Source organism: Streptomyces sp. NPDC047869 (genome assembly GCF_040704065.1).
In the GTDB taxonomy this organism is placed as follows: Bacteria; Actinomycetota; Actinomycetes; order Streptomycetales; family Streptomycetaceae; genus Streptomyces.
This window is the reverse complement of sequence record NZ_JBEYRK010000012.1, coordinates 190,139-213,655: the sequence shown is the minus strand read 5'-3', so window position 1 is coordinate 213,655 and position 23,517 is coordinate 190,139. Positions and strand designations below refer to the sequence as shown.

Genomic DNA, 23,517 nt, shown 5'->3' with positions numbered 1-23,517 from the left:
GCGAGGAGATCACCCAGAACGGGCTCGGCGGCGCCGACGTGCACGCCGAGACCTCCGGCGTCTGCCACTTCGCCTACGACGACGAGGAGACCTGCATCGCCGAGGTGCGCTACCTCCTCTCGCTGCTGCCGCAGAACAACCGCGAGAACCCGCCCGGGACCGACTCCTCGGACCCGGTGGACCGCCGCTCCGACGTCCTGCTCGACCTGGTCCCGGCCGACGGCAACCGTCCGTACGACATGGCCAAGGTCATCGAGGAGATCGTCGACGACGGCGAGTACCTCGAGGTCCACGAGCGCTGGGCGCGCAACATCATCTGCGCGCTGGCCCGGCTGGACGGCCAGGTCGTCGGCATCATCGCCAACCAGCCCCAGGTGCTGGCGGGTGTGCTGGACATCGAGGCGTCCGAGAAGGCCGCCCGCTTCGTACAGATGTGCGACGCGTTCAACATCCCGATCATCACTCTTCTGGACGTACCCGGCTTCCTGCCCGGCGTCGATCAGGAGCACGGTGGAATCATCCGGCACGGAGCGAAGCTGCTGTACGCCTACTGCAACGCCACCGTGCCGAGGATCTCGCTGATCCTGCGCAAGGCATACGGAGGTGCGTACATCGTGATGGACTCCCAGTCGATCGGCGCCGACCTCACCTACGCCTGGCCCACCAACGAGATCGCCGTGATGGGCGCCGAGGGCGCGGCCAACGTCATCTTCCGCCGCCAGATCGCGGACGCCGAGGACCCCGAGGCCATGCGGCAGAAGATGGTCAAGGAGTACAAGGCCGAGCTGATGCACCCGTACTACGCGGCCGAGCGCGGTCTGGTCGACGACGTGATCGACCCCGCCGAGACCCGTGAGGTGCTGGTGAAGTCGCTGGCGATGCTGCAGTCCAAGCACGCCGACCTGCCCTCCCGCAAGCACGGCAACCCCCCGCAGTAACCGAGCGGACCCGTCGCGGCAACCCCGCGGACCTCTTACTGACGGAGACTGACACCCATGAACACTGAAATCCGCGTCGAGAAGGGCCACGCCGAGCCCGAGGAAGTCGCCGCCATCACGGCCGTTCTGCTGGCCCGTGCGGCCGCCCAGCCGGCCGCCCCGGCGCACCGCGGCCGTGCCAAGGCCGGCTGGCGCCGGCTGGAGCGCGAGCCCGGCTTCCGCGCCCCGCACAGCTGGCACGGCTGACCGGCGACGGCCCCACGGGCCGCCCCCGTACGACATGAGAGAGGGCCCCTCCGCTCGGAGGGGCCCTCTCTCATGTCGTACGGGGGCGGGGGAAAAGAAGAACCCGCGCCCCTTTCCGGGACACGGGTTCCTGAGCGACCGGCCGCCTAGCGCAGACGCGCCATCAGTGCGTGCTCCACCAGCGTGATCAGCGCACTCTTGGCGTCCGCGCGGTGCCGGGCGTCCGTCGTGATGATCGGGGTGTCGGGGCCGATCTGCAGGGCCTCACGGACCTCGTCCGGGTTGTAGGGCTGCTGTCCGTCGAAGCCGTTGAGGGCGATGACGAAGGGCAGGCCGCTGTTCTCGAAGTAGTCGACCGCGGGGAAGCAGTCGGCGAGACGGCGGGTGTCGACGAGGACGATCGCGCCGATCGCGCCGCGCACCAGGTCGTCCCACATGAACCAGAAGCGGTCCTGACCGGGCGTACCGAAGAGGTACAGGATCAGGTCCTGGTCCAGGGTGATGCGGCCGAAGTCCATGGCCACCGTGGTGGTGGTCTTGTCACCGGTGTGGGTGAGGTCGTCGATGCCGGCCGAAGCGGACGTCATGACGGCCTCTGTGCGCAGCGGGTTGATCTCCGAGACGGCGCCGACGAACGTGGTCTTGCCCACGCCGAAGCCGCCCGCCACCACGATCTTCGCGGAGGTGGTGGAGCGGGAAGGACCGCCGCTAGAGCTTGCGAAGTCCACTGAGCACCCTTTCGAGCAGTGTCACGTCTGGCTGGCCACCGGCGTTCTCGTCGCCGCCGGGCTGATGGATGGCGACCAGGCCCGCCTCCGCCAAGTCGGCGACGAGAATCCTGGCGACGCCGAGGGGGATCGTGAGCAGGGCCGAGACCTCGGCCACCGACTTGATCTCCCGGCACAGGTTGCAGATCCGCTGATGTTCGGGCAGCTGGCCCTGCATCTGGTGCGGAGCGGCGGTGGTGTGCACCAGTGCCTCGATGGCGAGCTGGTAGCGCGGGCGGGTCCGGCCGCCGGTCATGGCGTACGGACGCACCAAGGGGTTGTTCGATGCGGATGCCGGCGCCGGCTCGGGGCGGCGCTGCGGCTGGACCGGCTGGATCCGCGGGGCCGGCGGCTGGTCGTACGGCGAGGGCCCGGGGCCCTGCGGAGCGTACGGCCGGCGGTGACCAGGGGCGGAGGGGAAGTCGTACCGGTTCGCCGAACCGTCGCTCTGGCCCTGGGCAGGGCCGTACGACCAGTTACCCGAATGCGAACCGCCTGGGGGTGTTGCCACTTTCTCCTCCTCCGACTGTGCCGGGCACCCATCCGTGTGGAGCCGCGTCCCGAAACCTTAAGGCCCCGGGACGCGAATACGCACCGTTCGTCTCTTAGTTGAGAAGGCTTCCCTGGAGCTCCGCGCGGAGATCCGGGGTGAGAACCGTGCCCGCGCGGTCCACGAGAAGTGCCATCTCGTACCCGATGAGGCCGATGTCCGCTTCCGGGTGGGCCAGAACAGCGAGCGAGGAACCGTCGGAGACGGACATGATGAAGAGGAATCCCCGCTCCATCTCCACAACTGTCTGGTTCACGCTGCCGCCCTCGAAGATGCGGGAGGCGCCTGCCGTCAGAGACGTCAGACCGGAGGCGACGGCCGCGAGCTGGTCCGCGCGGTCGCGGGGAAACCCTTCGGACATCGCCAGAAGGAGTCCGTCGGCGGAGACCACCACCGTGTGGGACACCCCCGGGGTGTTGTCCACGAAGTTGGTGATCAACCAGTTCAGGTTCTGTGCCGCCTGGCTCATCGGGCTCACACTAACGCTCCTGGTTGTAGGTGCTGTCAGGACCACTGTGCTGATTCCCAGTGGCCTGGCCGTTCGATTCACTGCCTGCGCTGCGTCCGCGCTGGACGCCCCGACGCAGGTTGCTCAGCCTGCCCCGGACGTCCTCCGGGGCGCGGGAGACCTGCGGGCCTCCCTGAGGGGTGCTCTCGGCGGTGCCCTCGACCAGATTGGCCTTGGGTACCCGCCGGGGCAGACCGGAGGCGGTGACTCCGCCCGCCTTCGGCTTGCGGAGCTGCGAAGCCTGCTGCCAGCGCTCGTCGTTGGCCGAACGCCAGTCGCCGTCGCCGTTGCTCCCCGGGGTGTTCCCCGCGGGGGCCGGCGTCTCCGGCTGCACGCGCCCGGTGCCGTTCGAGCCGCTGGGACCGCTCGCGGATCCGCGGCGGGGCAGACCGGCGTCGGTCATCCGGTGGGCGGCGGAAGGGGCCGTTCCCGGACGGTCGAAGCCTACGCCGTTCCGCTCACCCGCGTCAGCGGACTGCGGTTCCGTTTCCGGAGCGTAATGGGACGGATAGCCGTTCCGGTAGCTGTCCTGCTGCGGCCAGTCGTCCTGGTAGGACTGGCTCTCGTAGGAGCCGAACCCGTCGGACGCGGAGCCGTGCGCGGGCGCCTGCTCCTCCTGAGCCGGTTCCGCATACGCGGGCTCGGGGTAGCCGCCGCCGTTCGGGGCGAAGCCGTCGTCGCGCGGCACGCCACCGTTCGGCGCGTAGTACTGGTCGTCGTACGACGGTTCGTACCCGGCGTTCCGGTGCTCCTCGTACGCCTGCTGCTGGTCGCCGTAGGCCTGCTGGCCGTCGTAGGCGGCGGGCTGGGCGGGCTGCTCGCCGAAGCCGGCGGCGCCGTCGTAACCGGCCTGCCGGGCGTCGAACTCGTCCGCGTACCCGCGCTGCCCGTCGGCCTCCTGCTGCGGCTCGTCGTGCGACTGGGCCTCCAGCGCGGCACGGCGCTCCTCGCGCATCAGGGAGCGGCCCACGGGGTCCAGGTCGCGGAGGTCGTCGGGGACCTCCGAGTAGCGGCTGTCGTCGAAGCCGAGTTCGGCGGCGGTGCGCATCGGCTGATGCTGCACCTGGGCGAAGTCCTCACCGCGGAACTGCTGCTCCGGGATGATCTGGGAGACCGTGAACTCCTCGCGGTCCAGCGGGCCTTCACCGCCACCGCCGTGCGTGATCGCGTCCGGCAGCATGACCAGCGAGGTGGTGCCGGCCTGCTCGCCCGAGGGGCGCAGCTGGACGCGGATGCCGTGCCGGTCGGACAGCCGGCCGACCACGAACAGGCCCATGCGCTGGGAGATCGCGGCGTCCACGGTCGGCGGGTTGGCCAGCTTGTGGTTGATGTCCGCGAAGTCCTCGGCGGTGAGGCCGATGCCCTTGTCGTGGATCTCGACCATGACGCGGCCGTCGGGCAGACGGGTCGCGGTGACGCGCACCTTGGTCTGGGGCGAGGAGAACGTGGTGGCGTTCTCCAGCAGCTCGGCCAGCAGGTGCACGAGGTCGGTCACGGCACGGCCGTGGATCTCGGCCTCCGGCACGCCGGACAGCTCGATGCGCTCGTACTGCTCCACCTCGGAGGAGGCGGCGCGCAGCACGTCGACCAGCGGGACCGGCTGGTCCCAGCGGCGGCCGGGCTCCTCGCCGGCGAGGACCAGGAGGTTCTCGCCGTTGCGGCGCATGCGGGTGGCCAGGTGGTCCAGCTTGAAGAGGTTCTCGAGCTGGTCCGGGTCCGCCTCGTTGTTCTCCAGGTCGGTGATCAGGGTCAGCTGGCCCTCGATCAGCGACTGGTTGCGGCGGGAGAGGTTGGTGAAGATCGCGTTGATGTTGCCCCGCAGCAGCGCCTGCTCGGAGGCGAGCCGGACCGCCTCGCGGTGGACCTGGTCGAAGGCGCGGGCGACCTCGCCGATCTCGTCCTTGGTGTGGATCGGGATCGGGGCGACCCGGGTGTCGACCCGGCCCGGGTCGGTGCGGGAGAGCTGGTCGACCAGCATCGGCAGACGCTGCTCGGCGATGCCGAACGCGGCGTTGCGGAGCTGGCGCATCGAGCGGCTCATCTGGCGGGCCACGGCACCGGCCAGGATGAAGGCGAGGAGCAGGGCCACGACGACCACGGCACCGGTGGTGATGGCCGAGGTCTTGGCGTCGTCGGCGATGCCGGACGCCTCGTTCACGGCCTTGTCGGCGAGGTCCGACTCGATCTGGCGGTAGGCCTTGTACTTGAGGGTGTTGACCGCCCACCAGTTCTGGGCCGTCACGCCGCCCGCCGCCATCTGCTGGCGGGTGAGCGGGGTGGTGTCCTTCATCGTCGCCAGCGCCGAGACCATCGCGTTCGGCTTGGCCGGCGGCGCGACGTACTTCGGGTCCTTCTGCTTCTCCTGCGTGACCAGCGCGGCGCCGTCCGTCTTGATCTTCGCCTGCGCGTCGATCAGCTTCTGCGCGTCCTCGTCGGTGCCACCGCCGAGGTACTCCTCCAGCGCGATGCGCTCCAGGTAGGCGTACGAGGACAGGGAGACCCGCTGCGTCGCCAGGTTGGGGTCGTCCGGACCGGGCTTGACCAGCAGGTGCATGCCGATCGACCGCTCCAGCGACAGCGCCGCCTTGGTGAGCGACATGGCATAGACGGTACGGCCGTAGGAGGTGATGTTGCCGGTGCCCAGACCGAGTTCGTTGGCGAACTCCATCAGGGGGTGCGAGACCTCGACGTAGCCCTCTTCCGTCTTCACGCCGGGGGTCTTCTTGGTGTACGCGGCCTGGCGCAGCTTCTGCAGCTTGGGCTCCGCCTTGCGGAAGAGATCCAGGCGGCGCTTGATGCCGGGCTTGTCCGGCACGTTCTGCGCGGCCTGGTGGAAGACGGCGGCCGCCTGGTCCGTCTGCTTGCGGGCCGTCGTGACGACGTCCTTCTGGTTGCCCAGCAGCAGCGGGGCCGCGGTGACGTCACGCTCGTTCTCGAGCGCGTCGGCGTAGCCGAGGGAGGCGCGCACCAGACGGGCGGTGTTCTCCGCGTCCCGGGCCTCGTTCCAGGTGTCGATCGAGCTCTTCACCTGGAAGCCGCCCATGATGAGGCCGACCGCCACGGGTATGAGCAGGATCGCGTTCAGCCGGGTCGGCACCCGCCAGTTGCGCGGTGAGAAACGGCCACCGCCGGCCGGGGGAGTGGCCGAGGGCTCGGCACCCGGCACAGGGGTGGGCACCGCAGCGCGCGGCGGCGGGGTGAAGTTGCCCCGCGCCGACGGCTCGGGACCGTTCTTGCTTCGCCTCACTCGACCAACAACCTCTCGGCGGTCGGCACCTTCGTCGTGCCGCAGTCTCTCAGAGCCCGGTTCGTCATCGACCACTCAGTACGTCTTTGACTATTAGGCAGTTCAGGCATTTCAGCACGTCGGCATCCGCTCTTCCAAACACTCGGAACCTGAGGTTCCGAGTGATGTGGGCCCTGGATAAAACGGGCATAAAGAGCGAGCCCCGCCAAAAGGCGGGGCAGTCGTGCGCGCAGCGACACCGTCCGAACGCGTCGCGTGGTGAAGAACGGAGATTCCTCTGCCGAACTGTTATGAACACTGGAGCCGACCGTGTCAAAGGCCACAGCCGGCTCCGCTTGCCCTACGGCAACTGCCGTACGGCGCGTCCCAATTGGGTGTTACCGCAGACGGGCCATGAGCGCGTGCTCCACCAGCGTGATCAGCGCACTCTTGGCGTCCGCGCGGTGCCGGGCGTCCGTCGTGATGATCGGGGCGTCCGGACCGATCTGCAGGGCTTCCCGTACTTCCTCGGGGGTGTAGGGCTGCTGTCCGTCGAAGCCGTTGAGGGCGATGACGAAGGGCAGGCCGCTGTTCTCGAAGTAGTCGACCGCCGGGAAGCAGTCGGCGAGACGGCGGGTGTCCACGAGGACCACCGCGCCGATCGCGCCGCGCACCAGGTCGTCCCACATGAACCAGAAGCGGTCCTGACCGGGCGTACCGAAGAGGTACAGGATCAGGTCCTGGTCCAGGGTGATGCGGCCGAAGTCCATGGCCACCGTGGTGGTGGTCTTGTCACCGGTGTGCGTGAGGTCGTCGATGCCGGCCGAAGCGGACGTCATGACGGCCTCTGTGCGCAGCGGGTTGATCTCCGAGACGGCGCCGACGAACGTGGTCTTGCCCACGCCGAAGCCGCCCGCCACCACGATCTTCGCGGAGGTGGTGGCCCGGCCCGCGTCAGAGCTTGCGAAGTCCACTGAGCACCCTTTCGAGCAGCGTCACGTCCGGAGCGCCGCCGTTGTTCTCGTCGCCACCCGGCTGGTGGATGGCGACCATGCCGGCCTCTGCGAGGTCGGCGACCAGGATCCGGGCCACGCCGAGCGGCATGGCCAGCAGCGCCGACACCTCCGCGACCGACTTGACCTCACGGCAGAGGTGGCAGATGCGCTGGTGTTCCGGGAGCAGTCCCATGAGCGCTGCCGGGTCGGCCGTGGTGCTGATCAGCGCCTCGATGGCGAGCTGATAGCGCGGCCGGGTCCGGCCACCGGTCATCGCGTACGGACGTACCAGCGGCTGGTCGCCCTCGTCCCCGTACGGCTCCGCGTACGGATCATGAGAGGCGGTGGGCGGGGTCATGAATCCTCCGGGCGGGACAGCAAGTCGGTCAGTCAAGCCGTCGGAAGGGGCCGGTGGGGGGATTGTGGCGGCCGGACGGTGTTTTTGTGAGGTGGGTGGTGCCGGGGCCGGTCAGTGAAGCAGACTGCCTTGGAGTTCGGCGCGCAGATCCGGGGTGAGCACCGCCCCTGCGCGGTCGACCAGCAGTGCCATCTCGTAGCCGACCAGGCCGATGTCGCACTCGGGGTGGGCCAGGACCGCGAGGGAAGACCCGTCCGAGACGGACATGAGGAAGAGGAACCCGCGCTCCATCTCGACGACCGTCTGCGCCACGCTGCCACCCTCGAAGATCCGGGACGCCCCGGCGGTCAGCGAGGTCAGCCCGGACGCGACGGCCGCCAGCTGGTCGGCGCGGTCACGCGGAAAACCTTCGGACATGGCCAGCAGAAGGCCGTCGGCGGAGACCACCACCGTGTGCGACACCCCAGGGGTGTTGTCCACGAAGTTGGTGATCAACCAGTTCAGGTTCTGTGCCGCCTGGCTCATCGGACTCAACTAACGCTCCTGCTGGTGAGTGGGGCTCTGGAAGCTGCCGGTCTGGCCGTTGCCGGCCTGACGGCCCTGCGCGATGCCCCGACGGAGATTGGTCAGCCGGCCGCGTACGTCGTCAGGCGCACGCGAGACCTGCGGACCGGCTTGGTGCTGTTGCTGCTGAGCCGTGCCCGGGACGAGGTTCGCCCTGGGCACCCGGCGCGGCAGGCCGGAGGTGGTGACGCCGCCCGCCGCGGGCTGCCGTACGCGCTCCGCCTGCCGGACGAGTTCGTCGTTCGGCGAGGTGCGCCAGGAACCGGTGGCGGCGGGACGTTGCTGGGCCGGCGCGGGCGCCTGCTGCTGCGGCGCCGCGGCCGGGGTGTTCTCCGGCTGCCGCTCCTGCTGATGACCGTGGAACCAGTTGGTCTCCAGCGTGTCGTACAGCGGGGTGCGGCCGTCGCCCGGACCGGAGGCCGGCGGCAGCGCCTCCGGCTCGCGGCGGGCGGGACGCTGCTGCTGCGGCGGCTGCTGCTGCGGGGCCGGCGGCCGCGGCGCGCCGAATTCGGCGCGGGCAGCGGGCTGCGGACGCTCGAACTGGCCGGTGTCGGCCGGGGCCTGGCGGCCGGGCAGCGCGTGCTGTCCGGTGGAGCCGCCGTCGTACGCCTGCGGGGCCGCGAACTGACCGGTGCTCTGCGGGTCCTGCTGCCCGGACGCCGACGTGCCGAAGACGTCGGAGCGGACGAACTGGCCGTTGCCGCCCTGCTGGCCGTACTGGCCGTAGTCCTGCGGAGCGGCCGGGGCGGCCGGACGCTGGAACTGGCCGGTCTGCTGCGGGTTCTCGGCGCCGGGACGCGCGAACTGGCCGGTGGAGCCGTTCATCCCGAAGTCCGGGCGGGGGAACTCGCCCGTCGAGGCCGGACCCTGAGCGTCGATCCGCGGCATCTCCGCCGTCGAGCCCGGGCCCTGCCGGCCGTCGAAGCGCGGCATGCCCGAGGTCTGCGCCGGGTCCTGCTCGTCGTGGCCGCGCGGGGCGTCCAGCGAGGCACGCGACAGCGGAGCCTGGGCGTTGCCGCGCCAGTCCGCGGGGTCCGACTGCGGGTTGCCGCCGGGCAGTTCGGCCCGGGGGCCGCCGCGCGGCGGAAGCTGGGGCTGACGACCCTGGTCGGAGCCGCCCGCGCCACCGCGCTGCGCCGCCGGACCGCGACCGCCGAACATGTCCTGCTGCGGACCGCCGGCGGCCCGCTGGCCCTGCCCGGCGCCCGGCTGACCGCCGAAGCCGCCCGCGCCGGCCCCGGCCGGAGCCGGCCGGCCCTGCTGCGGGCCACCCGGACCCTGCGGACCGCGCGCTCCGCCCGGCGCACCGGGACGGCCGCCCTGGCCCGTGCCGGGCAGCGCGGCCCGCGGACCCTGGGCGGAGCCGACCTGACCGCGCGGGCTCTGTCCGGCGCCGAGGCGTCCGGCGGACGGCGCGCCGCCGAGGGCGCCACCCTGACCGCCGCCGTTGCCGCGGCGGGCGGCGGCGACACCGGCCGCGGCCTGCGCGGCGGCGGGGCCACCGGTCGCAGCGGGCGCGCCGGGCTTGCCCGGAGCGGGCTTCTTGCCGCCCTGGGCGACGTCGACGGGCAGCATGACCAGCGCGGTCGTGCCACCGGAGTCGGACGGGCGGAGCTGGATGCGGATGCCGTGCCGCTGCGACAGACGGCCGACCACGAACAGACCCATGCGGCGGGACACCGACACGTCCACGGTGGGCGGCGCGGCGAGCCGCTCGTTGATCGCCGCGAGGTCCTCGGGGGAGAGGCCGATACCGGTGTCGTGGATCTCGATCAGAACGCGGCCGTCGGGCAGCGCGTGACCGGTGACCTTGACCTTGGTCTGCGGCGAGGAGAAGGAGGTGGCGTTCTCGAGCAGCTCGGCGAGGAGGTGCACGAGGTCGTTGACGACGCGGCCGGCGACCTCGGTGGTCGGCACGGCGGCCAGCTCGATGCGCTCGTACTGCTCCACCTCGGACGCGGCGGCGCGGAGCACATCGACCAGCGGGACCGGGCGGGTCCACCGGCGGCCGGGCTCCTCACCCGCGAGGACGAGGAGGTTCTCACCGTTACGGCGCATACGGGTGGCGAGGTGGTCGAGCTTGAACAGCGAGGAGAGCTGGTCCGGGTCGGCCTCGCGGGACTCCAGTTCGGAGATCAGCGAGAGCTGACGCTGGATCAGACCCTGGGAGCGGCGCGAGAGGTTGGTGAACATCGCGTTGACGTTGCCCCGCAGCAGGGCCTGCTCGGCGGCGAGGCGGACCGCCTCGCGGTGCACGTCGTCGAAGGCCGCGGCCACCTGGCCGATCTCGTCCCGGGAGTGCACACCGACCGACTCCACGGACGTGTCCACGTCCTGCGGGTCGGACTCGGAGAGCTGCTTGACCAGCTCGGGCAGCCGGTCCTGGGCGACCTTGGTGGCCGTGTCCTGCAGCCGGCGCAGCGAGCGGATCATGGACCGGGCCACGACGAAGGCGCCGACCAGTGAGACGCCGAGCACGATGAGGATCAGCGCACCGGAGAGGATCGCCTCCTGCTCGGAGGACGACTTCAGCTCGCGGGCCTTCTGCTCCATGTCCTCGAGCAGCGTGTGCTCGATGTTCTTCATCTGCTGGATCTTGGTGGAGCTGTCGTCGACCCAGTCGCGGTAGGAGCGCGCCGGCAGGTCGTTGAGGCCGCCGGGGGACTCCAGAACCCGCTTGGCGTACAGGTCCGCCGCCTGGATCGTCGGGTTGCTGTCCTCGATCGGCTTGAGCAGCTCGTCCGGGTTCTGGCTGCTGTAGATCTTGCGGAAGATCGCGATCTGCGACTTCTCGCTCGAGTACGCCGACTCGCCGTAGAGCTGGTCGTTCTTGGACAGCTCACCCTTGGAGGTGTTGCTGGAGGTCAGGGCCGCCGCGATGACGGCACGCTGCACCGAGGCGTACTCCTTGGCGCTGGAGAAGGCCGCCAGGGCGCGGGTGCGCGAGATCATCTCCGGGTTGCTGGACGCCTCGGCCATGGACTGGGAGAGGTCGATCAGCTGGGTGATCAGCCGGTGGTACGCCTCGACCGTCTGCGTCGAGTTGTTCTTCGACTTGTAGGCGTCCTGGCGGATCTTGGCGAGGCCGTCGAGCTGGTTGGCGAGGCTGACCAGGGTGTCGCGGACACCCTGGAGGTTGCCGTTCTTGCTCGCCTCGTCGATCTGCTCGGAGGAGTCGAGGAAGTTCTCCCGGGCCCGGTCGGTCTTGTCCTGGTAGCCCTTGACCGTGTAGTCGGTGGGCTTCAGGCCGTGCGCCAGCGGGCCGGCGGACTGGTCGCGCTCGTCCTGGAGCGCCATGGCCAGCTCGGTCGCCTGCTTGGTCATGTCCGTCAGCAGCTTCATGTTGTCGAGCTGCTGGATGTCGTCCATCGAGTCGCCGATGCGCAGCGCGCCCAGCGAGGTCGCCGCGACGACGGGAAGAGCCAGCAGCGACACCAGGCGCGTGGAGATGCGCCAGTTGCGCAGGGCCACGCGCGAGCCGGGGCCGCTCGGGCTCCTGCCGGCCGGCTTCGCGGCCGGAGTGGGATTCTGGGCCTTCGCCGAACCGGCCGGACCCGCCGTGGACGACGTGCCGGGGCGCCCGGAGCGCTCACCGCTGTCGCCGGGCTGGGCCGGGCCCGGGTTCTGGGCGTGCTGGGGGGAGGAACCGCGGTCGGTCCCGCCGTGCGCCTCCGGCTCCGCCGAAGCGCTGCCATCCCTCTTGAAACGTCCCTGCACTAGCGTCGCAACCTCTGGACCAGGCGCCCCCCCGCGCGAACGGAAGGACACGGTGTCGGCGTCTTGGAGAGCGCCCTGAATACGCCCCCCGGTGGTCTTGAGTGACCCGGCGCTGGTTCCCCCTTCTCGCCGCCACTCGGCGCTGCGTTGCGCCCCCTGCGTGCCGGCTCGATCCCGCGGCGGTCCGTGGAATTCCAGCACAGTGCCGGATCTCCAACAAGGGCCATGAGCCGAGCTGTGACCTACGTGACGGACTGTGAGGCTTGGGCTACGGCCCGTGTAAGTCGATTCGCTACAAAACGGGCGTACCGCTGCGACTCGCGGCCTATCGTCCCGTGTCCCAGTCGCCATGATCAGGAGCGGAATGCGGGCTTCAGGGGGTCAATGTCCGTTTTCCCGACGGAAGACGAGAGTCGGAATTGACCGATTTGCCCATGGGGTCGTGAGGAAACTCACATGGAGATCCTGTGGAGTTCGCGTCCATGACGGGGAATCCGATGTTTAGCCTTGCGCTTTACAGGATGAGATGCTCTGTCAACCCACCCTCGGCCACAGGATGACAACGGTGAAGACGACGATGATGTTCCGCAACATAGCCAACCCGCGGCGCACGACGCTGGCGCACCTCGAGGACGCCGACGAACTGCAGACCCCGGAGCTGCCGGAGCACTCCGTCGACCTCCCGGCCCAGACGGCCAACCCGCGTCGCACCGTCCTCATGGAGGTCCCGGTCGGCGCCGTCGCGGCCGGCGAGTAGCCGAGCCCGGCACCGGAAGCACCGAGCGCGGCCCGGAGATCACACGATCTCCGGGCCGCGCTCATTTTTCACCGGGATTCGCTCTCCGGCCCCTTTTTCTCCCCCCGCAGGAATCCATGGCACCACCACCGAACCGATACGCCGGCACGTCGTCCGCGGCGAATTCTCCGCCCGTGGGACGGGGCCGGTACCCGAGGGCGCCGGCCCCGCCGGCCCGGCGGTGCGCCCTCCCGGCACGCCCCCGGCCCGGGCGCCGCACGCCCCCGCCGCCGTCGCGGGCGCCGCCGTGAATGCGCGGGTAATGCGCGAATGCGCCGTCCGGGCAATCCCGCGGAATTCGGGATCGCCGCACGTCGATCCACGACCCGGAAAAGCCCGCCACGCCGCACTGCCCGAACACCGCCCGGCCCGACCGGTTAACCTTGGGCGTCAGTACGCCGGTTCTAGTTGAGGGGCGCAGGATCCCGTGCGCATCGCCAGGTTCTCCATCGACGGGAACGTAGCCTTCGGCGCGGTCGAGGGCGACAAGGAGGACGAACTCGTCCTCGACATCATCAAGGGCATCCCGTTCGCGGACCACGAGCTGTCCGGTACGAAGGTGCCGCTCAGCAAGGTCAGGCTGCTCCCGCCGGTGCTCCCCAACAAGGTGGTGGCGTTCGGCCGCAACTACGCCGAGCACGCGCGCGAGCTGGGCAACGAGGTGCCCGACGCCCCCTTCGCCTTCTTCAAGCCCTCCACCTCGGTGATCGGCCCCGGCGACGAGATCCGGTACCCGTCCTTCTCGCAGGAACTGCACCACGAGGCCGAGCTGGCCGTCGTCATCGGGCGCATGTGCCGCGAGGTCCCGCGCGAGCGCGTCAAGGACGTGATCCTCGGCTACACCTGCGCCAACGACGTCACCGCCCGCGACGTGCAGAGACGCGAGAAGCAGTGGGCGCGGGCGAAGGGCTTCGACTCCTCCTGCCCGCTCGGCCCCTGGGTGGAGACCGACCTGGACCTGGAGCGCGCGAACGACCTCACCGTCCAGCTCACCGTCAACGGCGAACAGCGCCAGCTCGGCCGCACGAGCGAGATGATCCACCCCATCGAGGACCTGGTCGTCAACATCTCCGAGGCCATGACCCTGCTCCCCGGCGACGTCATCCTCACCGGCACCCCCGCGGGGGTCGGCCCCCTGAACGTCGGCGACGAGGTCGCCGTCACCATCGAAGGCATCGGCACTCTCACCAACAAGGTTGTCAAGCGTGGCTAGCGCATCCGGCTCACCCGTACGCGTCCGTTTCTGCCCCTCGCCCACCGGTAACCCCCACGTGGGCCTGGTCCGCACCGCCCTGTTCAACTGGGCGTTCGCCCGGCACCACCAGGGCACCCTGGTCTTCCGCATCGAGGACACCGACGCGGCCCGCGACTCCGAGGAGTCCTACAACCAGCTCCTCGACGCGATGCGCTGGCTCGGCTTCGACTGGGACGAGGGCCCCGAGGTCGGCGGCCCGCACGCGCCGTACCGCCAGTCGCAGCGCATGGACCTCTACAAGGACGTCGCCCAGAAGCTTTTGGACGCCGGCCACGCCTACTACTGCTACTGCTCCCAGGAGGAGCTGGACACCCGCCGTGAGGCCGCGCGCGCCGCGGGCCGGCCGTCCGGCTACGACGGCCACTGCCGCGACCTGAGCGAGGCGGAGGTCGAGGAGTACAAGGCCCAGGGCCGCTCCCCGATCGTCCGCTTCCGCATGCCCGACGAGGCGATCACCTTCACCGACCTGGTCCGCGGCGAGATCACCTACCTCCCGGAGAACGTGCCGGACTACGGCATCGTGCGCGCCAACGGCGCCCCGCTGTACACGCTGGTGAACCCGGTCGACGACGCCCTGATGGACATCACCCACGTCCTGCGCGGCGAGGACCTGCTCTCCTCCACCCCGCGCCAGATCGCCCTGTACAAGGCGCTGACCGAGCTGGGCATCGCCAAGGGGACCCCGGCCTTCGGCCACCTGCCGTACGTCATGGGCGAGGGCAACAAGAAGCTCTCCAAGCGCGACCCGCAGTCCTCGCTCAACCTCTACCGCGAGCGTGGCTTCCTGCCCGAGGGCCTGCTCAACTACCTCTCCCTGCTGGGCTGGTCGCTCAGTGCGGACCAGGACATCTTCTCGGTCGAGGAGATGGTCGCGGCCTTCGACATCGCGGACGTGAACCCCAACCCGGCGCGCTTCGACCTGAAGAAGTGCGAGGCGGTCAACGCCGACCACATCCGGATGCTGGAGGTCAAGGACTTCACCGAGCGCTGCCGCCCGTGGCTGAAGGCCCCGGCCGCCCCCTGGGCGCCGGAGGACTTCGACGAGGCCAAGTGGCAGGCGATCGCGCCGTACGCGCAGACCCGTCTGAAGGTCCTGTCCGAGATCACCGACAACGTCGACTTCCTGTTCCTGGCCGAGCCGGTCTTCGACGAGGCGTCCTGGACGAAGGCCATGAAGGAGGGCTCCGACGCCCTGCTGCGCACGGCCCGCGAGAAGCTGGAGGCGGCCGACTGGACCTCGGCCGAGTCCCTGAAGGAGGCGGTCCTGGCCGCCGGCGAGGCGCACGGCCTCAAGCTCGGCAAGGCCCAGGCCCCGGTCCGCGTCGCCGTCACCGGCCGCACGGTCGGCCTGCCCCTCTTCGAGTCCCTCGAGGTCCTGGGCAAGGAGAAGACGCTGGCCCGTATCGACGCGGCACTGGCGAGGCTCGCGGCGTAACGAACGCCACACGCGGAGGGCGGCACCCGGGAGACCCGGGTGCCGCCCTCCGCCGTACCCCTCCCAGGTCCGTACACCGGGCGGGTGGCCGTCCCCGGACACGGTGGCCGCTCGCCGGTTACGGTCGGGGCATGAGCATTCGCGCCGTGGTCTGGGACGTGGACGACACCCTCTTCGACTACACCACCGCCGATCGCGAGGGCATGCGCGCCCACCTGGTGGCCGAAGGGCTCCTCGCCGGGTACGGGTCGCCGGACGAGGCGCTCGCGCGCTGGCGCGAGATCACCGATCTGCAATGGGCCCGCTACGCCGCCGGCGAGGTCGACTTCGTCACACAGCGGCGCGACCGCGCCCGGGTCTTCCTGGACCGGCCGGGGCTGACGGACACCGAGGCCGACGACTGGTTCCAGCGGTACGTGCGGCACTACGAGGCCGCCTGGTCCCTGTTCCCGGACGTCCTGCCGGTGCTCGACGCCCTGGCCGCCAGCCACCGGCACGCGGTGCTGTCCAACTCCAGCCTGACCGTCCAGGACCGCAAGCTGCGCCTGCTCGGTGTGCGCGGCCGCTTCGAGGCCCTGCTGTGCGCCGCCGAGCTGGGCGTCGCCAAGCCCCTGGCCGGCGCCTTCCTGGCCGCCTGCGACGCCCTGGCGCTCGCCCCGCACGAGGTCGCGTACGTCGGCGACCACCCGGAGATCGACGGACGGGGCGCCGCCGACGCCGGGCTGCTGTCGGTCTGGATCGACCGCGGCGGCGCCTACGCGACCCTGGATCCGCCCACCGGACCGCACCGCATCGCGTCCCTCTCCGAACTCCCCGGGCTCCTCGGCGCGGATAGTCGTTTTGGAGCCCCGTCCACCTTCGGGTAATGTTCTTCCTGCGCCGCCGGGGAGCGGGCCGAGAGGCCCAGAACCGGGGGAGCGAACTAGAACGAGAACCCCTGCGGGGCTTGAGTTCCAGTGGCCTATGGTGTAATTGGCAGCACGACTGATTCTGGTTCAGTTAGTCTTGGTTCGAGTCCAGGTAGGCCAGCTCGCAGAGCTTATCTGCGCCGCGGATCACATCCGCAAGCCCCCGTTGTGTAGCGGCCTAGCACGCTGCCCTCTCAAGGCAGTAGCGCCGGTTCGAATCCGGTCGGGGGTACTGATCTCGGGCAACTCGAGATCGCTAGGGCCCCCGTTGTGTAGCGGCCTAGCACGCCGCCCTCTCAAGGCGGTAGCGCCGGTTCGAATCCGGTCGGGGGTACTGACTGGTCTAAACCATCATTGGTCTATGGTGTAATTGGCAGCACGACTGATTCTGGTTCAGTTAGTCTTGGTTCGAGTCCAGGTAGACCAGCTCGGGCCTGCGGAAACGCAGTGTCCATGCCCCCGTTGTGTAGCGGCCTAGCACGCCGCCCTCTCAAGGCGGTAGCGCCGGTTCGAATCCGGTCGGGGGTACAAAAGGAAGGCCCTTCGCTTCGGCGGAGGGCCTTCGCCGTTCCCGGCGGCTACTCGAAGCCGTATCGCCGCGCCGACTCCTCCTCCTGTGCCAGCCGGTGCAGCGCCTGCAGCATCGGCTCCACGAGGACCGCGCCCAGCACCGCGGTCTCCACCTTCTCCGCCTCCGAGGGATGCGTCTCCACGAAGTCCAGGTCGAGGACCGCCGCCTGGTGCATCAACTTCGCGTAGGAGACGAGCAGTTCGAGGTTCCAGTCGTAGCCGAGCCGACGGAACGCGGCCACCGCCACCACCAGGGAGCGGTACGCGGGCGAGATGGTGACCAGCAGCTTGGCGTTGGACCAGCCCAGCGTCTCCAGCAGCTCGTCCACCCCCTCGTGCGCGGCCCGGATCCACTCGTCCTCCTCGTCCGGCTCCGGCACCTGCGGCAGCGCCCACAGGGCCGCGCCCAGCCGGATGGTGCGGCCCAGCGAGTCATCGTCGACATGGCCCAGCACCTCGCGGACCGTCGCCACCGGGATCCGGCCGACCTGGATCATCGCGCGCACCAGCCGCAGCCGCCGCAGGTGCTCCTCGTCGTACTCCGCCGTGGTGGGGTTGATCTGCCGGCCCGGGGCCAACAGCCCCTCGCGCAGGTAGTACTTGATCGTCGCGGTGGACACACCGCTGCGCTCGCTCAGTTCGGCCAGCCGCATCTCTTGCGCCTCTCCTTGGGGAGTGTCACTATCCAAGCATCACTCGATGGATAGTGGTGCTATCCGATCAATCGAAACGGGGGTCGTGATGTTCGCCAGACCGGTACTCGGCCGCACCACCGCGGCGGCGGAGGGCGATGTGGTGGTCCTCCTGATCGGCATGCGCATCAACCGCTTCCGGGCGGTGCACCAGTGGCTCCCGGTCATGCTGGCGATGTTCCGCATGCTGGGGGAGCTTGCCCGGGACAAGGACCGGGGGCTGCTGGGCCGCGTCCTGCTCACGGCCTCGCCGCGGACGTACTACGTGGTGCAGTACTGGGAGTCCAGGGAGCGGCTCTACGCGTACGCGACCGCGCCCGACGCCTTCCATCACCGGGTCTGGGCGCTGATCAACCGCAGGGAGCGGGCCGGGAAGGTGCGCGGACACGTGGGCATCTGGCACGAGACGTACGTCGTCCCGGAGGGCTCCTACGAGTCGGTCTACGGCGACATGCCGGCGTTCGGGCTGGCCGCCGCGCACGGGCAGGTGCCGCTGGAGAAGCGGGGGCGGTACGCCAAGGACCGGTTCGCGTACCGCTCGCGGCGGGCGCCGGAGTCCGGGAAGGCCGTCTGACGGGGGGATCGGGGGACCGGGGAGGGCTGGCCGCGGCGTTGGGGCGGGCTCTCCCCGGTGACGTTCCCGGGGTGTCAGTGCTCAGCCCGAGCGGCGCAGCGCCTCGGAGAGGCGGGCCGCCGCGTCGATGACGGCCTGGGCGTGCATACGGCCCGGATGGCGGGTCAGGCGCTCGATCGGGCCGGAGACGGACACCGCGGCCACCACACGGTTGGAGGGGCCGCGCACGGGCGCGGAGACGGAGGCCACGCCCGGCTCGCGCTCGCCGATGGACTGTGCCCAGCCGCGCCGCCGTACGCCGGACAGGGCCGTCGCCGTGAAACGGGCGCCCTGCAGGCCGCGGTGCAGCCGCTCCGGCTCCTCCCAGGCCATCAGGATCTGGGCGGAGGAACCGGCCTTCATGGTCAGTGTGGAGCCGACCGGGACCGTGTCCCGCAGGCCGGACAGACGCTCGGCCGCGGCCACGCAGATCCGCATGTCACCCTGGCGCCGGTAGAGCTGCGCGCTCTCGCCGGTGACATCCCGGAGGTGGGTGAGCACGGGGCCGGCCGTGGCGAGCAGGCGGTCCTCGCCGGCCGCCGCCGCCAGTTCCGCGAGGCGCGGGCCGAGGATGAACCGGCCCTGCATGTCGCGTGCCACCATGCGGTGGTGTTCCAGGGCCACGGCCAGGCGGTGGGCCGTGGGTCGTGCCAGTCCGGTGGCGCCGACCAGACCCGCGAGGGTGGCCGGACCGGACTCCAGAGCGCTCAGGACGAGGGCCGCCTTGTCCAGAACGCCGACGCCGCTACTGTTGTCCATGCAACGATACTCGCGTCTCACTCTGTGAAACGCAAGTTCAATTTTCCGTGGAACGCGCCACCCTGGAATCACACAGCGGCCCGCGCACCACAGGGCCCGGCGGCGGGCGTCCGAGAACACCGGGGCGCGGGCGCCGTCTCCCCAAGATCTCGAGTTGGGCCGGTGGACGCTCGCCGGCCGGAGGGAAAGCGATGGGTAGGACACTCGCGGAGAAGGTCTGGGACGACCACGTCGTCCGGCGCGCCGAGGGCGAGCCCGACCTCCTCTACATCGATCTGCACCTCCTGCACGAGGTGACCAGCCCGCAGGCCTTCGACGGGCTGCGCAAGAGTGGTCGCCAGGTGCGCCGTCTCGACCTCACCATCGCGACCGAGGACCACAACACCCCGACCCTCGACATCGACAAGCCCATCGCCGACCCGGTCTCCCGCGCCCAGCTGGAGACGCTGCGCAAGAACTGCGCCGAGTTCGGGGTCCGGCTGCACCCGCTGGGCGACGTCGAGCAGGGCGTCGTGCACGTCGTCGGCCCCCAGCTGGGCCTGACGCAGCCCGGCACCACCGTGGTCTGCGGCGACTCCCACACCTCGACGCACGGCGCGTTCGGCGCGCTGGCGTTCGGCATCGGCACCTCCCAGGTGGAGCACGTGCTGGCCACCCAGACGCTGCCGATGGCCCGCCCGAAGACCATGGCCATCACCGTCGACGGCGAGCTGCCCGATGGCGTCACCGCCAAGGACCTGATCCTGGCGATCATCGCGAGGATCGGCACCGGAGGCGGCCAGGGCTACGTCCTGGAGTACCGCGGCTCCGCCATCGAGAAGCTCTCGATGGAAGCCCGGATGACCATCTGCAACATGTCGATCGAGGCCGGTGCCCGCGCCGGCATGATCGCCCCGGACGAGACCACCTTCGAGTACCTCAAGGGCCGCCCGCACGCCCCCGAGGGTGCCGACTGGGACGCCGCGGTCGAGTACTGGAAGACCCTGCGCACCGACGAGGACGCGGTCTTCGACGCCGAGGTCGTCATCACCGCGGACGAGCTGTCGCCGTTCGTCACCTGGGGTACCAACCCCGGCCAGGGCGCGCCGCTTTCGGCATCCGTCCCCGACCCGGCTTCGTACGAAGACGCTTCGGAGCGCCTCGCCGCCGAAAAGGCCCTGGAGTACATGGGGTTGGCGGCCGGCCAGCCGCTGCGCTCCATCGACGTGGACACCGTCTTCGTAGGCTCCTGCACCAACGGCCGTATCGAGGACCTGCGCGCCGCCGCCGATCTGCTGCGCGGCCGCAAAGTCGCCGACGGCGTACGGATGCTGGTCGTCCCGGGCTCCGTCCGGGTCGGTCTGCAGGCCGTCTCCGAGGGTCTGGACGTGGTCTTCAAGGAGGCCGGCGCCGAGTGGCGGCACGCGGGCTGCTCGATGTGCCTCGGCATGAACCCCGACCAGCTGGCCCCGGGCGAGCGCTCCGCGTCCACCTCCAACCGCAACTTCGAGGGCCGGCAGGGCAAGGGCGGCCGGACCCACCTGGTGTCGCCGCAGGTCGCGGCGGCCACCGCGGTCCTCGGCCACCTGGCCTCGCCCGCCGACCTGACCGACGACCGCACGCCCGCTGGAGTCCGATAACCATGGAAGCCTTCACCACCCACACCGGCCGGGCCGTCCCGCTGCGCCGCAGCAACGTCGACACCGACCAGATCATCCCCGCCCACTGGCTCAAGAAGGTGACCCGGGACGGCTTCGAGGACGGGCTGTTCGAGGCCTGGCGCAAGGACCCGGAGTTCGTGCTCAACCGTCCCGAGCGGCAGGGCGCGACCGTCCTGGTCGCCGGTCCCGACTTCGGCACCGGCTCCTCCCGGGAGCACGCCGTCTGGGCGCTGCAGAACTACGGCTTCAAGACCGTGATCTCCTCCCGCTTCGCGGACATCTTCAGGGGCAACTCGCTGAAGAACGGCCTGCTCACGGTGGTGCTCGACCAGGAGGTCGTGGACGCGCTGTGGAAGCTGACCGAGGCGGACCCGCAGACCGAGATCACCGTCGACCTGCAGACCCGTGAGGTGCGCGCCGAGGGCATCACCGCCTCCTTCGAGCTGGACGAGAACTCCCGCTGGCGGCTGCTGAACGGGCTGGACGACATCTCCATCACGCTGCGGGACGAGACCGACATCGCCGACTACGAGGGCAAGCGGCCCGCCCACAAGCCGCGCACGCTCCAGGTCTGACCCGGCGGCCCCGGCAGGTCGACTTTCGGCCACCCCAACACACCGGCTGTACCCCCGATCGCCACGATCGGGGGTACAGCCATGTCTGCCCCCGAACGGTCCCGCGCCGGCCCGCCGAAGCACACAACTTCCCACGTTAGAGGGGTGGTTGGCCGGGTAGGCGTTCCGCGGGACCAAGGTCCGCGCGAGCGCCGACAGGACTGTCCGGCGCGGCAGTTGCACCCTGCGCAGGCGACAACTCGCCCCAGATGGCACAATCTGTGCATGGACCACGACGGCCAACTCGAGCTCTATGCGGCGGTCGCGGACCAACTCAAGGAAGCGCACTCAAGGGTGCGCGCACTGCAAGTCCCGGAGGGCGTACGGATGGCGCTGACCCGGAAGCTGCTGGTCATTACGGCCGCGGCCAAGCATGATCTCGCCGCTGCGGCAAGGCGACTGGAGCGGTTCAACGCGGACCTCGACGTGGGACGGATCCCCGAAGAGGACGACTGAGCGGTCCGGGACAGCCGATTTCGCTGCGGCACAAGGGTGATAAGCCCGTTTCGTGTTTGATTTGCGGTATATATCTGCCTAACGTGCGAAAAAGCTTGAACACTATCGTTCTGGCGATGTCTCCGAAGGGGAAGACGTGAACAAGGCGCAGCTCGTAGAAGCGATTGCCGACAAGATGGGCGGCCGCCAGCAGGCCGCCGAGGCTGTCGATCATGTCCTGGACGCCATCGTCCGCTCGGTCGTCGCGGGCGAGCGGGTCTCGGTCACCGGCTTCGGGTCCTTCGAGAAGGTGGACCGTCCCGCTCGCTACGCCCGTAACCCCCAGACGGGCGAGCGGGTTCGCGTCAAGAAGACCTCCGTGCCGCGCTTCCGCGCGGGCCAGGGCTTCAAGGACCTGGTGAGCGGCTCGAAGAAGCTTCCGCGGGGCGGCGAGGTCTCGGTGAAGAAGGCGCCCAAGGGCAGCCTGACCGGCGGCGCTTCCGCCACGGTCAAGAAGGCCGCCGCGAAGAAGACGACCAAGGCGGCCGCGGCGAAGAAGACCACCGCCAAGAAGGCGGCACCGGCGAAGAAGACCACCGCCGCCGCGAAGAAGGCCACGGCGAAGAAGACCACCGCCAAGAAGACCACGGCGACCGCCAAGACCGCCGCGGCGAAGAAGACCACCGCGAAGAAGGCGACGGCCAAGAAGGCCCCGGCCAAGAAGGTCACCGCCAAGAAGGCCCCGGCCAAGAAGTCGACGGCCCGCAAGACCACCGCCAAGAAGGCCACCGCCCGCAAGGCCTCCTGACGTCACCAAGGCACTCACGGGCACTCACGCGCCGGGCCGGACTCCCCTCGGGAGCCCGGCCCGCGGCGTGTGTGCGGCCTTGATCAACACCCCTAGAACGTCTGCAGAGTCACCAGGGTGATCCGTACGGCCGCGCCCTCGCGCTCCGTCTCGATCCGCACCCGCTGCCCGGGCCGCAGCAACCGCAGCCCGCCCGCGTCGAACGCCGCCGCCTCGAAGGGCAGAGGGGTCCCGTCGTCGAGCAGCACCTGCCCGCTGCGGGTGCCGGGGTCGTAGGTGTATGCGGTGGCGTGCATGACGGCCAGCGTAGTGCCTGCGGTCCCCCGCCGTCGGGGCGCGGTACGCCGCCGGATGCCGGCCCGTGGTGGCTGATCGCGCGGTTCCCCGCGGCCCTTCGGGGCGTTCGTCACGACCCCGGAATCAGCAACCCCGCGGACACCGCGGCGGTGTACGGCCCGACCCCCAGCGCCAGCGCCGCCCGCAGATCATCACCGGTGTCCACGTCCTGCCGTACCGAATTCACGTCCGCGAGCCCGAGTTCCGCTGCTCCCGACGCCCGGTGCCGGGCCCGGGAATCGAGGCCGAATGCCGGCCGCAACGGCTGCCCCGGGGCCGCGCTCAGCAGAGTCGTGCCCACCGCGGCGGCGTCCGCGAGAAAGGCACGCGGATATTCGGCCGCGGCATCCAGCACCCGGGACAATTCCATTGGGCGCAGCGCCGGGAGATCCGCGTTCAGCGCCGCGACCGCGGCGGCCGGGCGCGATTCCCGTACGACGGCCGCCCCGTGCCCGAGCGCGGCGTTCAGCCCGCTGCCCGGAGCGTCCGGGACGATCCGGGCGCCCAGCGCCTCCAAGGTCCGGTCGGCCAGCGCGTCGTCCGTGACGACCACCACATCCGCGACCGCCGTGCAGGCCAGCGCCCCGGCCACCGTGTCCTGCGCGAACGCCAGTGCCAGCCCGGGGCGCACCCCGTCCGCGGCGGTGTCCGAGAGCCTGCTCTTGGCCCGCGCCAGAGGCTTCAGGGGGATGACCAACGTCCACTGCACCGGCGTACCGTCCCTCTCTTGTCGCGCTCATTGTCACCCGGCCGCGTCCGGCCGGGTGGGGTACCGGTGAGGACGCGA

At 70.4% G+C, this 23,517-nt stretch carries 23 protein-coding genes and 5 tRNA genes; 16 read left to right on the top strand and 12 right to left on the bottom strand.

What is annotated here, in order from left to right; genetic code table 11:
• Together AB0924_RS18370 and AB0924_RS18365 are read left to right on the top strand one after the other, a co-directional pair.
• A partial coding sequence (locus AB0924_RS18370) for a carboxyl transferase domain-containing protein (protein ID WP_358940678.1) occupies nucleotides 1–938 on the top strand: 938 nt, incomplete at its 5' end.
• A gap of 57 nt (nucleotides 939–995) precedes the next feature.
• Nucleotides 996–1,184, top strand: coding sequence for an acyl-CoA carboxylase subunit epsilon (locus AB0924_RS18365; RefSeq protein ID WP_358940679.1), 189 nt, complete (start codon nucleotides 996–998; stop codon nucleotides 1,182–1,184).
• A gap of 146 nt (nucleotides 1,185–1,330) precedes the next feature.
• Here AB0924_RS18365 and AB0924_RS18360 read toward each other — a convergent pair whose 3' ends face one another.
• The 8 genes from AB0924_RS18360 to AB0924_RS18325 form a co-directional block, all read right to left on the bottom strand.
• Nucleotides 1,331–1,912 carry an ATP/GTP-binding protein gene (locus AB0924_RS18360; protein ID WP_009314218.1) on the bottom strand — a complete coding sequence of 194 codons (582 nt, stop codon included), beginning with the start codon at nucleotides 1,910–1,912 and terminating at the stop codon, nucleotides 1,331–1,333.
• A complete protein-coding gene (locus tag AB0924_RS18355) occupies nucleotides 1,893–2,462 on the bottom strand; it encodes a DUF742 domain-containing protein (RefSeq protein ID WP_358940680.1) in 570 nt (189 codons plus the stop codon). Before AB0924_RS18355 ends, AB0924_RS18360 begins: the two co-directional genes overlap by 20 nt.
• A 94-nt stretch (nucleotides 2,463–2,556) precedes the next feature.
• The gene (locus AB0924_RS18350) at nucleotides 2,557–2,970 is read right to left on the bottom strand and encodes a roadblock/LC7 domain-containing protein (RefSeq protein ID WP_005479603.1); all 414 of its coding nucleotides are present in this window, start codon (nucleotides 2,968–2,970) and stop codon (nucleotides 2,557–2,559) included.
• Between the two features lie 10 nt (nucleotides 2,971–2,980).
• Nucleotides 2,981–6,256, bottom strand: coding sequence for a nitrate- and nitrite sensing domain-containing protein (locus AB0924_RS18345; RefSeq protein WP_366911923.1), 3,276 nt, complete (start codon nucleotides 6,254–6,256; stop codon nucleotides 2,981–2,983).
• Nucleotides 6,257–6,633: 377 nt separating this feature from the next.
• Complete coding sequence (locus tag AB0924_RS18340) at nucleotides 6,634–7,209, bottom strand: ATP/GTP-binding protein (RefSeq protein WP_351664410.1); 576 nt, start codon at nucleotides 7,207–7,209, stop codon at nucleotides 6,634–6,636.
• Nucleotides 7,190–7,588: a DUF742 domain-containing protein gene (locus AB0924_RS18335; RefSeq protein WP_143635912.1), complete on the bottom strand. Its 399-nt coding sequence runs from the start codon at nucleotides 7,586–7,588 to the stop codon at nucleotides 7,190–7,192. The genes AB0924_RS18340 and AB0924_RS18335 overlap by 20 nt, the downstream gene beginning before the upstream one ends.
• Before the next feature lie 111 nt (nucleotides 7,589–7,699).
• Nucleotides 7,700–8,113 (bottom strand): roadblock/LC7 domain-containing protein, encoded by a 414-nt coding sequence (locus AB0924_RS18330; protein ID WP_003993189.1) that lies wholly within the window; start codon nucleotides 8,111–8,113, stop codon nucleotides 7,700–7,702.
• Nucleotides 8,114–8,122: 9 nt separating this feature from the next.
• Nucleotides 8,123–11,869: a nitrate- and nitrite sensing domain-containing protein gene (locus AB0924_RS18325; protein ID WP_366911922.1), complete on the bottom strand. Its 3,747-nt coding sequence runs from the start codon at nucleotides 11,867–11,869 to the stop codon at nucleotides 8,123–8,125.
• A gap of 565 nt (nucleotides 11,870–12,434) precedes the next feature.
• Here AB0924_RS18325 and AB0924_RS18320 point away from each other — a divergent pair.
• From AB0924_RS18320 to AB0924_RS18280, 9 genes are all read left to right on the top strand, one after another.
• Nucleotides 12,435–12,626 carry a hypothetical protein gene (locus AB0924_RS18320; RefSeq protein ID WP_358936900.1) on the top strand — a complete coding sequence of 64 codons (192 nt, stop codon included), beginning with the start codon at nucleotides 12,435–12,437 and terminating at the stop codon, nucleotides 12,624–12,626.
• 466 nt (nucleotides 12,627–13,092) lie between these two features.
• Complete coding sequence (locus tag AB0924_RS18315; RefSeq protein ID WP_351664406.1) at nucleotides 13,093–13,878, top strand: fumarylacetoacetate hydrolase family protein; 786 nt, start codon at nucleotides 13,093–13,095, stop codon at nucleotides 13,876–13,878.
• Nucleotides 13,871–15,355 carry a glutamate--tRNA ligase gene (gltX, locus tag AB0924_RS18310; RefSeq protein ID WP_358936883.1) on the top strand — a complete coding sequence of 495 codons (1,485 nt, stop codon included), beginning with the start codon at nucleotides 13,871–13,873 and terminating at the stop codon, nucleotides 15,353–15,355. The genes AB0924_RS18315 and gltX overlap by 8 nt, the downstream gene beginning before the upstream one ends.
• Nucleotides 15,356–15,486: 131 nt before the next feature.
• The gene (locus AB0924_RS18305) at nucleotides 15,487–16,221 is read left to right on the top strand and encodes an HAD family hydrolase (protein WP_358936881.1); all 735 of its coding nucleotides are present in this window, start codon (nucleotides 15,487–15,489) and stop codon (nucleotides 16,219–16,221) included.
• 91 nt (nucleotides 16,222–16,312) lie between these two features.
• Nucleotides 16,313–16,384 (top strand) — tRNA-Gln (locus AB0924_RS18300).
• 38 nt (nucleotides 16,385–16,422) lie between these two features.
• Nucleotides 16,423–16,495 (top strand) — tRNA-Glu (locus tag AB0924_RS18295).
• Between the two features lie 29 nt (nucleotides 16,496–16,524).
• Nucleotides 16,525–16,597: transfer RNA gene (locus tag AB0924_RS18290), tRNA-Glu, on the top strand.
• Nucleotides 16,598–16,618: 21 nt separating this feature from the next.
• Nucleotides 16,619–16,690 (top strand) — tRNA-Gln (locus AB0924_RS18285).
• Nucleotides 16,691–16,718: 28 nt separating this feature from the next.
• Nucleotides 16,719–16,791 (top strand) — tRNA-Glu (locus AB0924_RS18280).
• Nucleotides 16,792–16,841: 50 nt separating this feature from the next.
• Here the strand turns inward: AB0924_RS18280 and AB0924_RS18275 are convergent.
• On the bottom strand, nucleotides 16,842–17,486 hold the full coding sequence (locus tag AB0924_RS18275) for a MerR family transcriptional regulator (protein ID WP_358936879.1): 645 nt from the start codon (nucleotides 17,484–17,486) through the stop codon (nucleotides 16,842–16,844).
• A gap of 88 nt (nucleotides 17,487–17,574) precedes the next feature.
• Between AB0924_RS18275 and AB0924_RS18270 the strand changes: the two genes are divergently transcribed.
• Nucleotides 17,575–18,099, top strand: a complete 525-nt coding sequence (locus AB0924_RS18270; protein WP_358936877.1) for a DUF4188 domain-containing protein — start codon at nucleotides 17,575–17,577, stop codon at nucleotides 18,097–18,099.
• Between the two features lie 81 nt (nucleotides 18,100–18,180).
• On the opposite strand, the gene ndgR is transcribed toward AB0924_RS18270, so the two are convergent.
• The gene (gene ndgR / locus AB0924_RS18265) at nucleotides 18,181–18,897 is read right to left on the bottom strand and encodes an IclR family transcriptional regulator NdgR (RefSeq protein ID WP_009320373.1); all 717 of its coding nucleotides are present in this window, start codon (nucleotides 18,895–18,897) and stop codon (nucleotides 18,181–18,183) included.
• A 191-nt stretch (nucleotides 18,898–19,088) separates the two neighbouring features.
• On the opposite strand from ndgR, the gene leuC reads away from it, so the two are divergent.
• The 4 genes from leuC to AB0924_RS18245 all read left to right on the top strand — a co-directional run bounded on the left by leuC (nucleotide 19,089) and on the right by AB0924_RS18245 (nucleotide 22,394).
• A complete protein-coding gene (leuC, locus tag AB0924_RS18260) occupies nucleotides 19,089–20,516 on the top strand; it encodes a 3-isopropylmalate dehydratase large subunit (protein ID WP_366911921.1) in 1,428 nt (475 codons plus the stop codon).
• A 2-nt stretch (nucleotides 20,517–20,518) separates the two neighbouring features.
• Nucleotides 20,519–21,112 carry a 3-isopropylmalate dehydratase small subunit gene (gene leuD / locus AB0924_RS18255; RefSeq protein ID WP_358936872.1) on the top strand — a complete coding sequence of 198 codons (594 nt, stop codon included), beginning with the start codon at nucleotides 20,519–20,521 and terminating at the stop codon, nucleotides 21,110–21,112.
• Nucleotides 21,113–21,376: 264 nt separating this feature from the next.
• Nucleotides 21,377–21,607 carry a hypothetical protein gene (locus tag AB0924_RS18250; protein ID WP_366911920.1) on the top strand — a complete coding sequence of 77 codons (231 nt, stop codon included), beginning with the start codon at nucleotides 21,377–21,379 and terminating at the stop codon, nucleotides 21,605–21,607.
• Nucleotides 21,608–21,743: 136 nt separating this feature from the next.
• On the top strand, nucleotides 21,744–22,394 hold the full coding sequence (locus AB0924_RS18245) for an HU family DNA-binding protein (RefSeq protein WP_358936868.1): 651 nt from the start codon (nucleotides 21,744–21,746) through the stop codon (nucleotides 22,392–22,394).
• 92 nt (nucleotides 22,395–22,486) lie between these two features.
• Here the strand turns inward: AB0924_RS18245 and AB0924_RS18240 are convergent, their stop codons facing one another.
• Both AB0924_RS18240 and cofC read right to left on the bottom strand, forming a co-directional pair.
• Nucleotides 22,487–22,690 (bottom strand): hypothetical protein, encoded by a 204-nt coding sequence (locus AB0924_RS18240; RefSeq protein ID WP_366911918.1) that lies wholly within the window; start codon nucleotides 22,688–22,690, stop codon nucleotides 22,487–22,489.
• A 110-nt stretch (nucleotides 22,691–22,800) separates the two neighbouring features.
• Nucleotides 22,801–23,439: a 2-phospho-L-lactate guanylyltransferase gene (cofC, locus tag AB0924_RS18235; protein ID WP_366911917.1), complete on the bottom strand. Its 639-nt coding sequence runs from the start codon at nucleotides 23,437–23,439 to the stop codon at nucleotides 22,801–22,803.
• Between the last annotated feature and the right edge of the window lie 78 nt (nucleotides 23,440–23,517).

What these genes read in the sequence shown, in the direction of transcription:
- AB0924_RS18365 (WP_358940679.1), top strand. Translation starts at nt 996, where the DNA reads ATGAACACTGAAATCCGCGTCGAGAAGGGCCACGCCGAGCCCGAGGAA.
- AB0924_RS18350 (WP_005479603.1), bottom strand. Translation starts at nt 2,970, where the DNA reads ATGAGCCAGGCGGCACAGAACCTGAACTGGTTGATCACCAACTTCGTG.
- AB0924_RS18335 (WP_143635912.1), bottom strand. Translation starts at nt 7,588, where the DNA reads ATGACCCCGCCCACCGCCTCTCATGATCCGTACGCGGAGCCGTACGGG.
- AB0924_RS18330 (WP_003993189.1), bottom strand. Translation starts at nt 8,113, where the DNA reads ATGAGCCAGGCGGCACAGAACCTGAACTGGTTGATCACCAACTTCGTG.
- AB0924_RS18305 (WP_358936881.1), top strand. Translation starts at nt 15,487, where the DNA reads ATGAGCATTCGCGCCGTGGTCTGGGACGTGGACGACACCCTCTTCGAC.
- AB0924_RS18275 (WP_358936879.1), bottom strand. Translation starts at nt 17,486, where the DNA reads ATGCGGCTGGCCGAACTGAGCGAGCGCAGCGGTGTGTCCACCGCGACG.
- AB0924_RS18270 (WP_358936877.1), top strand. Translation starts at nt 17,575, where the DNA reads ATGTTCGCCAGACCGGTACTCGGCCGCACCACCGCGGCGGCGGAGGGC.
- ndgR (WP_009320373.1), bottom strand. Translation starts at nt 18,897, where the DNA reads ATGGACAACAGTAGCGGCGTCGGCGTTCTGGACAAGGCGGCCCTCGTC.
- leuC (WP_366911921.1), top strand. Translation starts at nt 19,089, where the DNA reads ATGGGTAGGACACTCGCGGAGAAGGTCTGGGACGACCACGTCGTCCGG.
- leuD (WP_358936872.1), top strand. Translation starts at nt 20,519, where the DNA reads ATGGAAGCCTTCACCACCCACACCGGCCGGGCCGTCCCGCTGCGCCGC.
- AB0924_RS18250 (WP_366911920.1), top strand. Translation starts at nt 21,377, where the DNA reads ATGGACCACGACGGCCAACTCGAGCTCTATGCGGCGGTCGCGGACCAA.
- AB0924_RS18240 (WP_366911918.1), bottom strand. Translation starts at nt 22,690, where the DNA reads ATGCACGCCACCGCATACACCTACGACCCCGGCACCCGCAGCGGGCAG.